Raw genomic sequence first — 9,417 nt, forward strand, 5'->3', positions numbered from 1 at the left:
CGCCACCCGCACCAAATGCAGCAGATATAAAAGAAGTAAAGCCCGCGGTGATCATCATTAATAAAAACAAAAATAAAGACATACTGTCGGGAAGTAAAAAGTCCATAAAACTCCACTGCCTATTTAGGTACTTTAAAGTCGCACAATAAAAGGTACCACATACACCTATAGCAAGTGTTATAAGCCTCTATTTCAGGCAATGTATTATGTTGCGTTGTTTTTGCACTTTGTTTGCACATTTAACAAATATTATACATTCAACTTCATTACCGGATATTTCTGATGAGAAAACTTAACGCACCAATTTTAGCACCGCTTGCAGTGTGCATACTTGCACTGAGTTTAGCTGCCTGTAACGGTAGCGATACTCAAAGTAGCGTCGTAACTGAAACAACCACCGATGAGGGCACTACAACAGATACTTCAACCGATTTTGTTGTAGAAGTTGACCCTTTTAACTTTGAAAGCGATGCGCTCATTTCATCAATTACCACTCAAACATGTACGCTAAGTAATGGCGATGAAACTTCATGCTACAAAATTGATATTGCAGGTGCGCCTTCAAATTACGAGATTGGTGTATTTTGCCCTAGAAATATCACATCAACAGCAGACGAAGCCGGTATTTGGTTTGATGGCACCGGTGAGGTTTACGATATAACTGGCGACTTTATTTTAAATCTACCAACATTATATAACGATAACCATTGGCAGCTATACGACGAAGGTACAGGCCTGGTAAATGTAACAGACACACAAGAATCGTGTGATGGTGCTGCACGTCCAAACGTAGAGGAGCAATACCAAAATCACTGCGTAGAATGCTCTATTGATTATGTTGATGGCGGTATATCAGAATCATTTTTAATACCAATAACGCCTGTTGCAACCACTCAAAATAGCAGTATTGGTAACACTAATGTAGGTGTTGCTCTCAATGGTGTTGTACTTGCTGCACCCGCCCCTGTTGAGGCTATTTTAGGCGCATACACTATTGCAGCCTTTGATGATTGCGCTGGGCATATTAACTTAGTAGCAGGTTATCACTACCACGGTGAAGCAGGCTGTAGCCAAACACAAATCCAATCAGATGGTCATGCCGCCATGATGGGTTATGCACTCGATGGATTTGGTATATTTGGCATGCTTAACGAAGATGGATTAGAACCCACTGATTTAGATGAATGTAGAGGCCACACCGACGATACACGCGGATACCACTACCATGCAGCCGATGTATCTGAAAACATGTTTATTGGTTGTTTTAAAGGTGCTACCGCAAGATAACTCGCATTCTGGCCAAATAATTAACTGAGATACTAATGAAAATATTTAACGTAATAAAAGCACTAACCACTGGCTTTTTACTTGCTACCTCATGCTCAGCGCTAAGTCATGCAGGCCACGGCTCAAACGCGCCTTGGGAAGCATGTGAAGAAAAAGCCATTAATGAAGGTTGTAGCTACACAAGCCATGATAAAAAAGCGACAGGCACATGCCAAGCAATGAACAAAGTACTTATGTGCGTTCGAAATAAACCACTTGAAACATTAATAGACAAAGCAACCCAACCTGCCAGTGATCAAAAGCAATCTGTAAAATCACTCGCAAAACGATAAAGTAAAGTAACAGCTACACGCCAAAGTCTTAACGCTGTTTGTTAAGGCTTTTTTAATCACAAATCATTAGAAAGCATACCCTTTATCTGTTAAATTAGCTTTGTGTATCAAATAATAAAAATAAAATTCCAAAAATGGAATTACACAAGCAAGGTACTAACGTGAGCGCTACATTTAAAATTGTTTTTAATGGTCAGTTATATCAAAATACTGACCTTACCTCTGCCCAAGAAAAACTTAGCCAACTTCTAAATATTCCTCATAATATTGTTGTTCAGTTATTTGATGGAAAAGCTTACGCTTTAAAAAAAGACTTATCGAGTATTGATGCTGTTAAAACAGAATCCTCACTAAAAAAGCTAGGATTAATTACTAAAGTAGAACCGCAACTCTCTACTGTAACCTCTCAATCTAAAAATAATCAAATAGCACTCACTGAGCACAACAAAAATACAGATAAACACATTAGTGAAATTACTGACGGCAAAAGTATTTCAATACAAAACGAACGCCTAGATACAAACGAAGCCCCAAATACAGCTGCAGCTATTAAGCAAAGTTATAATAAATATAAATTACTGCGTAACACTTTAAAAAGCGGATTGTACTTTTGCTATTGCGCACTTTGTATTATTACCATAATAGGCGTAGGGATCAGTGTTAATGCACTTAAAAACAATTTTGGCACTCTAAATAACGGAACTACAAATAACACAACTACAAACAACTTAAGTTACCAAAATTATAAACAATATTTGATTGATCAAAATAGCCTAAATCAACCAGCAAAAAAAGTAACAAACGAGCAAGCAGCTAGCCCTACACAGCAAAAAAGTAATGAGTACTTTAGACGCTTTTCATCGCTAATAAATAGCTACGCGCAAAGTACAGGACAAGCTGATATAAAAACGATGGGGGGCGATAAATTACAACAGCACCTGCAAGAAATAGATGACCTAGGCCCTAAAAATGAATTTTGGCAGCAACTGGTACAACTTTCAAAAGGCTTAGATAACGATAAGCATGTAATAGGGATGCTAAACAATACTGATCCCGCCAAAGTACAATGGATAAACGCGGTAGATTGGATCAGCCAAAGCTATATTAGGCAACAGCAAAACTCGCAAACTACAAACAATTCTCCTGTCACTACCTACGAGCCAAGTAACCCTATACTTAACCTAACGTTGTTAATAAGTATGCTGTCGTTATTTAGCCTGCTTGTGATTGCAATAAAAATGAAGCTACGCGCAATAAGACATTCTTAAACTTTATTTTATAAACTCCATAAAAAAACCCGCAAATTTGAATTAACAAATTTGCGGGTTTCTTATGGTTTTCGAATAACGAGTTCAAAAACCTTTATTGGTGGAGCTGGGGGGATTTGAACCCCCGTCCGAAAAGCCTCGACCGTCGGTACTACATGTTTAGTATTGTCATTTAATTAACCTTTAAGTCCCGGACAAACACGGTAAATAAAGGCGAGGCCGCTTAGTTTTAACGCTTCAACCCCGGCCAGGGTTTCCGTCGCGATCAGGTGTTAGGGTGACACTCCAAAATCCAGTCCACAAGAATACATGGAAGGAGCGCTAGCCAGCCTAAGCTGCTAGAGAGTAGTTATCGTCGTTTGCGATTACTTTAGGTTGCGGCTGTTTAACGAGGCAAACCGCACCTCGACATGCACCTTGGGCTTCTTGAATTCCGTCGAATCCTAATCAGCCCCTGAATTAGTAACTCAATTCAGAGCGTGCAAACAGTATAACTGAGTAAAGTACTGATACTCAAGGCCTAGTAACGCTTTATTTTAATTGCGTGCACTAACCGAGCATTAAGTAACCAAAATTTAGTTTATGCAAGCCCATATAAACATTTGCTTAACAATGTGTTTAACCTGTGTTCAAATAAGGAGTTAAGGTTTTTGTCATTTCTAAACCTTTAGTTGTAAAAAACAAAAATAATAACAGGCATAGAGTAGGGAATTAATAAATGTCGGTTTTTTCATTTGATCAAAATACAGGGTTTGTCTCTTTAGTTAGTCACCCTATTGATAGTGGCTTTCCTGTTACGAGTACTCAGCTTACGCAAATGCTCGAACAATCTGAGTTTAGTGAGTACGAAGCTGTCATTGCCAATATTGGAAAGCTTTTTGCGCCAACTAAAAACTATCAGGAAGTATCACTTGTCGTTGCTAAAGCGGTAGATGCGTCGCTTGTCATTAATATTGATGAAAAAAACATGGTCGCAGAAGCAACATTAACTACCGCTAAAGGTGGTGCGCTTTTGTCTATGGAAGGTGCGCAAAAAGCGCTTGCTGATGCAGGTGTTAAAAAAGGAATAAGCCCACGCGCGCTTGATACCTTTTTAGGCCAGCAGTTTGAAAAACCAGCAGGAAGCTCTTATAGCGCCATAATTGCACATGGGCGTAATCCTAAAAAAGGCAGCGATGCTAAATTTGTGCGCTTATGCTCAACAGCCCAAGACCGTGTGCTTAGCCCACAAGCTAAGGAAGGTGGTAAGGTTGATATGAAAAATCTTGGCGCTATTATCACCGTAAAACCTGGTACTCCCTTAATGCAGCGTATTGCCGCTACTCCTGGAGAAGATGGCTATACGGTATTTGGCGATTCAATTAGTGCAAAACCAGGTACAGATCACCAACTCCAGCCTTTCGAAGGCACAAAAGTAGATCCTAATAATCCTAATATGCTTATTGCCGACTGCAAAGGTGTGCCCGTTGCCCTACCCCGAGGTATGCGTGTAGATGACGTTTTATGCTTTGATAACGTAGATGTAAGTACAGGCCACGTTGATTTTGATGGTAGCGTAATTATTACTGGCGATATTAAAGACGGCATGCGTGTAAAAGCCAATGGTGATATTACGGTACTGGGTTTTGTAGAATCAGGAGCTGTTGAAAGTAAAAGTGCGGTAACCATTATGCTTGGCGCAATTGGTAGAAAACGTGAAGGCGAGGAAGCATTTACATGCTCTATAACCGCTCTGCGAACTATTTCTATTGGTTATGCTCAGTACTGCAATATTAAATCCGAACAAGATTTATTTATTGAACGCCAAGCTCTACATTGTGATTTAAGTGCTAGGCGGTTAATACGTGTAGGCAAAGCAAACGATCCGCGAGGTAAAATTATTGGCGGTAATATTTTAGATGCTATGCGCATTGAAACGGGTGAGCTAGGCGCGCCAGCCGGTACTAAAACGCGCGTATTTTTAGCGCAACTCTGGTTTGAGCTTCGCCAAAAGCAAACACAAATAACCGATTTTGAAAAAGTACTTGCGACTAAAGTAACCGCTTTACAACAGGCTCGTGAAAAAGCGAGTAAAATTGCGGGGGCTGCTCAGCGCCAGCAATTCATGAATAAGATAACTGAAAATGAAAAGCATATAAAAATACGCTCTGCACATATTCATCGTCAAAAACTACTTATTAAGCAAAAAATAGTGCAATTACTTGCCAGTAGTCGTTTAAAAGTAAATGAATTAATGCACCCTGGTGTGGAGCTTAAAATAGCGAAAGATTCTAAACAATTTTCGCGTATTTACCCGCCCCACCTAGTTAAGCTAACTGAGGGTAAAATTACTCAGACGTTTTAGTTTCTTCGTTATTTTGTGTATCAGTTTCAACTTTGTTATTAGCGTCGCAATCATCAGTTGGCGCTAATGGCCAACCACCTAATTGCTGCCAGCGATTTACTATTAAGCAATAAAGCTCAGCTGTACGTTCTGTGTCGTAAAGCGCTGAGTGTGCTTGGCTGTTATCAAACTCGATACCTGCCGCTCTACATGCTTTTGCTAATACAGTCTGCCCTAACGCTAAACCCGCTAAAGATGTTGTATCAAAGCTTACGAACGGATGAAATGGCGTACGCTTAATGTTATTACGCTCTATTGCTGCATTTAAAAAGCCATGATCGAATGCGGCATTATGCGCCACAATAACTGAGCGTTGGCACCCAGCGGCCTTTTGCGCTTTGCGTACTACTTTACATATTTCTTTAATTACTTCATCTTCAGGTACTGCGCCACGTAATGGTGAAAACGGGTCTATACCGTTAAAGTCAATGGCTGCTTGTTCTATATTAGCGCCTTCGAATGGCTGAACATGAAAATGAACAGTATGATCTATGCTGAGCAGTCCTTCGTCATCCATTTTTAAAACAGAAGCTGCTATTTCTAACAAGGCATCTGTTTCTTTGTTAAAACCAGCAGTTTCAACATCAATAACAACAGGAAAAAATCCACGAAAGCGTTTTGCGAAAGGTGTTTGCTCAGTATTTGCCATAGTCTTCTTTGTTTATACGTGTAAGCTGACTATTATGTCAAAATTGATGCCCCCTAGGCTAGGGGATTTAAGTATTTATTGCTTTAAAATTGTAGGCACATAACTTGCTTTAACTTGTAAGTTAGTTACGTAGAGAACAAACTAATCATTGCAGTCGTTAATTTGCCAAATTATTGGCATTCCCGGATAGCTGGAGAGCACCATGAAGTATAAGTTGTTATTTATTAGCCTTAGTATAAGTGCAGTGCTTTGCAGTACTCACTCGCAAGCTGCTATGCGCCAATACACAGCAACCCAAGACAACTCCAACTGGGAAGTCGTTAAAACAACGCGCTTACAATGCCAATTAAATCATGAAGTTCCTTATTATGGGGAAGCTATTTTTAAAGCTTCAGCAAGTAAAAATAAAAACTTAACGTTTAATTTAGATATGGTTGTACGCCCAGATAATTACGCAATAGCTGGTTTAAAAGCCGTGCCACCGTCTTGGCGAGCAGGCTTACCGGCCCGTGATATTGCAAATATGAAATTACTTAAAAAGTTTGATGGTGAGCTGGGTAATAAAACCGCATGGGAGATGCTTAGCGAGCTTGAAAAAGGCTACTACCCTACTTTTTATTATCAAGACTGGCAAAACAGTGCCGATAAAATTGCCGTTGGTATATCGAGTGTAAACTTTAAACAAGCTTACTGGGCTTTTTTACAATGCCGTGATGAGCTACTCCCTTACAGCTTTGAAGATATTTCGTTTACTGTAATGAACTATCAATCTAACAGCAGTAAATTAACTAAATCGTCGCAACAACGCCTTGATAAAATTGCTGAGTATTTAAAAAATGATGCAAGCATAGAGTCCATTAGCATTGACTCATACACCGATAGTTATGGCGGACGCTGGAATAACTTAGATTTATCGCGCAAGCGCGCCAAAACTATAAAAGATTATATGGTGAGCTTAGGTGTTGATGAAGCAAAAGTACAAACCACCGGCTTAGGCGAAAAACGCTTTGTTGATAATAACGATAACATTTTAGGCCGAGACAAAAACCGTCGTTTAATTATTCAAATAGAGAAAATGTAGTAAAACTAATTGTGTTTACTTTCTTTAGCTTTAAAAACTTATCACCAAATTGAAAAATGTAGTAAAACTAATTTGCGCTTACTCTCTTTTGCTTTAAAAATTTATCACCAAATTGGAAAAAAACCAGACTAATTAAAATAATAACCGCACCAATGATTAGCTCTTGGCTTAATGGCTCATTGTTTAGCCAAGCTCCTAAGCCTAAAGCAAAGCTAGGAGTTATGAGCGTAGTAAGTGATACCGTACTCGCATTTAGGTTTTGCAGTACATGAAAATACGCCAAAGCCCCAACTAAAGATCCAAACACACCTAGATAACCAATTGCCCACAATGATTTTGCACTCCAGTTTTGTATATGCAACTGACCATCTAATAACCACCAAGCAATAAAAAAGAGTGGGGTTACAAAAACTAAGGCACCAAATGTTGTTGCCATAGGGTGAATCGCAATTTGTACGCGTTTAATCATCACACCACTTAAGCTAAAAAAGCAGACAGCCATAAACACATAAAGTAACCCGAGCCCTTGAGTTTGCGAGTTTTGTACTTGGTTATAACTAACAAAATATAAGCCGATTAAGGCGCACGCTAACGCCACTAATTTAATCGGGCTAAATTTAGGTTCATTTAGTAATTGCTGAGCAAGCAACCCTGACAAAATAGGTGCAAGGCCAAACATAAGCGAAATAATACCCGAAGGGACTGTTTTAGCTGCCATATAGCTCAACAACATACCGCCAAAAATACCTATACTCGAATAAAAATAAAGTAAGCATGCATTTTTGCTCCAAGGTACTCTAATGTTTGTTATGGCAACAATTAAACCACCTAAAAACAACCCCACCAGCATACGCATTAATACAGCAAGCGTTGGCGATACTGTTTCACTGCTCCACACAATCCCCAGTGGTGTAGTAGACCAAATGAGAACCATAAAAAAATACGATACTTTTACCGGCACATGCCAATCCTTAGCGTTTTATAACGCAATCCAACGTATATAAAATTATACCCTCACCACCCTATTTTAATACTTTTAAATGCATACAAGTCCTTAATAAATACAGTTGTAAATTGTAGGTTACATTTTAATACCGCTCTTTTATTACAAAACTATTTGAGATTTGAGTAACTAGTTATATCGTGCATGTATATTAATAATAATTAAGGTAATTAAGTGCTTAAAAATAAAACAACTGGAAGCATGTTAATTGTTGCAGGCACAACTATTGGTGCAGGTATGTTGGCATTGCCAATTGCATCTGCCGGGCTTGGGTTTAGTACTGCACTTGCATTAATAATTGCTAGCTGGTTACTAATGACCTACACCGCACTACTCATGCTAGAGCTACACCAATATGCACCACGCGATGCAACGTTAAATACGTTGGCTAAATTATGGCTTGGAAAGCGCGGACAATACATCGCGAATTTTTCGATGGTTTTTTTATTTTACGCTTTATGCGCTGCTTATATAGCAGGTGGTGGTGCACAACTTCAAGCGCGTATAAATATAGGCTTTGATGTAAATATAGCCCCACAGTTTGGCTCTGTGATCCTCGCTGTTATTATTGCAAGTGTGGTAACACTGGGCACTAGCAAGGTAGATAAACTAAATAGAGTGTTATTTACAATAAAAATTATTGTATTAGCTAGTTTGTTTTACATGCTAACCCCTTATGTACAAGGTAAGCATTTATTAGAGATGCCTGTAGAGCAAGGGTTAATCCTTTCGGCTATACCGGTTATATTTACTTCGTTTGGCTTTCATGGCTCTATTCCTTCAATTGTTAAATATGTTGGTGTAGAAATAAAAGTACTGCGCAAAGTAATGATTGCTGGAGCCGCCCTGCCTTTAGTCATTTATATTTTTTGGCAACTACTTAGCCAAGGTATTATGAGCCAAGCTGACTTACTCAACAGCCAAGGCCTTAGTGGCTTTGTATCAAGCGTAGCAAGTATTGCGCATAACCCAAGTGTAGCAACGGCCGTTAAGTTATTTGCTGATTTAGCACTTGCGACATCATTTTTAGGGGTGAGTTTAGGGTTATTCGATTTTTTTGCTGATACATTTAAAAAAGGTGACAATAAAACAGACCGAATTAAAACGGCCTTAATTACGTTTATTCCGCCGCTTGGCTTTGCATTATTTTATCCTCAAGGCTTTATTATGGCTTTAGGTTACGCTGCAATAGCACTTGTCGTACTTGCAATATTTTTGCCTGTAGCAATGGTTTATAAACAGCGTACAACATCAAGTAAAACAGGTTACAAAGTTAAAAGTGGGAATATTGGGCTTGGCATAGCAGCTATATGTGGCATAACGATTATTGCTGCGCAGTTTATGCAAATGGCGGGGCTAATTCCTGCTATCGGTTAAAGCTTTTTGTTTTAATTTAGATATAAAAAAACCGCAC

Annotated in this window: 8 protein-coding genes and 1 other RNA gene; 6 read left to right on the forward strand and 3 right to left on the reverse strand. The window is 39.0% G+C overall.

From position 1 onward, the window contains the following. Positions 1-282 precede the first annotated feature (282 nt). From H5072_RS05130 to H5072_RS05140, 3 genes are all read left to right on the forward strand, one after another. Positions 283-1,287 carry a YHYH protein gene (locus tag H5072_RS05130; protein WP_182692896.1) on the forward strand — a complete coding sequence of 335 codons (1,005 nt, stop codon included), beginning with the start codon at positions 283-285 and terminating at the stop codon, positions 1,285-1,287. Between the two features lie 35 nt (positions 1,288-1,322). After that, on the forward strand, positions 1,323-1,619 hold the full coding sequence (locus tag H5072_RS05135) for a hypothetical protein (protein WP_024596756.1): 297 nt from the start codon (positions 1,323-1,325) through the stop codon (positions 1,617-1,619). 134 nt (positions 1,620-1,753) lie between these two features. Beyond that, the gene (locus H5072_RS05140) at positions 1,754-2,887 is read left to right on the forward strand and encodes a hypothetical protein (protein ID WP_182692897.1); all 1,134 of its coding nucleotides are present in this window, start codon (positions 1,754-1,756) and stop codon (positions 2,885-2,887) included. A 98-nt stretch (positions 2,888-2,985) separates the two neighbouring features. Here H5072_RS05140 and ssrA read toward each other — a convergent pair. Beyond that, positions 2,986-3,342: a transfer-messenger RNA gene (gene ssrA, locus H5072_RS05145) on the reverse strand. A gap of 263 nt (positions 3,343-3,605) precedes the next feature. On the opposite strand from ssrA, the gene H5072_RS05150 reads away from it, so the two are divergent. After that, on the forward strand, positions 3,606-5,231 hold the full coding sequence (locus tag H5072_RS05150; protein WP_154903370.1) for a DUF342 domain-containing protein: 1,626 nt from the start codon (positions 3,606-3,608) through the stop codon (positions 5,229-5,231). Here the strand turns inward: H5072_RS05150 and rnt are convergent. Further along, the gene (rnt, locus tag H5072_RS05155) at positions 5,215-5,919 is read right to left on the reverse strand and encodes a ribonuclease T (RefSeq protein ID WP_024595664.1); all 705 of its coding nucleotides are present in this window, start codon (positions 5,917-5,919) and stop codon (positions 5,215-5,217) included. The two genes, H5072_RS05150 and rnt, sit on opposite strands and share 17 nt — an antisense overlap. Positions 5,920-6,121: 202 nt before the next feature. On the opposite strand from rnt, the gene H5072_RS05160 reads away from it, so the two are divergent. Continuing rightward, positions 6,122-7,000, forward strand: a complete 879-nt coding sequence (locus H5072_RS05160) for an OmpA family protein (protein WP_024595663.1) — start codon at positions 6,122-6,124, stop codon at positions 6,998-7,000. A gap of 67 nt (positions 7,001-7,067) precedes the next feature. On the opposite strand, the gene H5072_RS05165 is transcribed toward H5072_RS05160, so the two are convergent. Then, positions 7,068-7,961 (reverse strand): DMT family transporter, encoded by an 894-nt coding sequence (locus H5072_RS05165; RefSeq protein WP_182692898.1) that lies wholly within the window; start codon positions 7,959-7,961, stop codon positions 7,068-7,070. A 216-nt stretch (positions 7,962-8,177) separates the two neighbouring features. Between H5072_RS05165 and H5072_RS05170 the strand changes: the two genes are divergently transcribed. Continuing rightward, positions 8,178-9,380: an aromatic amino acid transport family protein gene (locus H5072_RS05170; protein WP_165723612.1), complete on the forward strand. Its 1,203-nt coding sequence runs from the start codon at positions 8,178-8,180 to the stop codon at positions 9,378-9,380. Positions 9,381-9,417 lie beyond the last annotated feature (37 nt).

The organism is Pseudoalteromonas sp. SR45-5, from assembly GCF_014163565.1.
GTDB classification, from domain to species: domain Bacteria; phylum Pseudomonadota; class Gammaproteobacteria; order Enterobacterales; family Alteromonadaceae; genus Pseudoalteromonas; species Pseudoalteromonas distincta.